The organism is Protofrankia sp. Cr1 (assembly GCF_963555865.1).
Classification (GTDB): Bacteria; Actinomycetota; Actinomycetes; order Frankiales; family Frankiaceae; genus Protofrankia.
The window spans coordinates 5,914-7,201 of sequence record NZ_CAUVXO010000271.1 but is presented as its reverse complement, the minus strand read 5'-3'; the positions used below and the strand labels follow the sequence as shown (position 1 = coordinate 7,201).

Genomic DNA, 1,288 nt, shown 5'->3' with positions numbered 1-1,288 from the left:
GTGGTGGACGGCACCGATCCGTAGCCAGCCGTCCCGCTCGTAACGGCCCAACGCCTCGGCGACGGTACGGAGCTGGTGTTCCCCGAGCCAGCCGTAGTGCTTTTCGTGGGTTTCGGCCATCGTCGAGTTCAACCCGGCCACGACGACCCGGCGGTCGGGGATTTCGAACAGTGACCATTCCGCGCCGACTCCGAAGCCGATCGCGGCGTCGATACCGTAGAACCGCCGCAGCAGGGCGTCGAAAAATTCCCACTTCGGCCAGTACGGCGGGAGGGGAGTCTCGTCGGCCGCTTCGCACTGCAGAAAATAGGCGTTGCATAGCTTGCTGTTGACGTCGTGGTTGCCGGGGATGACCACGAACCGGTTTCGGTCGAGTTCCAGGCTCTCCGCCAGCGCGACGAGGAAGTCGTACACCTGGTCGAATTCGACTTTCGCGCCAGTCTCGGCCAGGTCACCGGTGACCACGACGAGGTCCGGTCGCAGGCCGTCGACCTCGGCGCGGCCCCGCAGATCGTCGTGCAGCCGGGCGAACAGGGACGCGTGGGCACGGTCGGCATCGGTTAGCCCGGCCCGGCCGAACACGTGATGGGCCCCGAACTGGGTGTCGGAGATGTGTAGCACCGTGACGGCCGGCTCCGTGGCCTTGCCCGGCCTGCCCGCGGCTGTCCTGCCCGCGGCTGTCCTGACCGCGGCTGTGACCGCACTGGCAGCTCCGGGGAAGGCCGGTTGGTCGGCACCACGCGCCGCGCGACCGTTCGGGCCGGGGAACTGCGGGGCGACGGTGGGCTTCGCCCGGCCTTCGATGGACGCGGTGATCCCCGTGAGCAGCGTGTCGGCGGCGGACGTCTCGTCGTGGCCGACCAGATCGATGTAGGTGGTCGACCGCAGCAGACCGGTGGGCTGGCAGTCCGCGACCCGGACCGGCACGATCCGACGGTCGAGCCCCTCGGGGTCGTCCGGCCAGATCGCCAGCCACTCGGCGTTGCCGTACCGGGAGTCGGTCAGAAAGGTGGGGGACAGGATAGGCACCACCCGGGCCGAGGCCGGCAGCGCGAGCTGCATGCTGGCCGCCCAGTTCGTACCCGGGACGAGGTCCCACGCCTGCAGGAAGACCCGTGCGGACCGCTCGCCGGACCGCTCGCCGAACCGCACCCGGGCCTCAAGCTGCCACGCGATCCACTCCGCCCAGGCCCTGTCGACGCCGGTGTAACTGACGAAGAAGTCGTAGCGACCGCCGTCATCGGACGTCGTTGTGTCGGTGACCCCGCCCCCGTCAACCATGGGTAAA

Annotated in this window: 1 protein-coding gene; it reads right to left on the bottom strand. The window is 69.2% G+C overall.

Annotated elements, in window-relative coordinates; translation table 11 throughout:
- Nucleotides 1-1,281: TIR domain-containing protein (locus U9980_RS18690; protein WP_322769096.1), on the bottom strand; the 1,281-nt coding region annotated here is incomplete at its 3' end.
- Nucleotides 1,282-1,288: the final 7 nt, after the last annotated feature.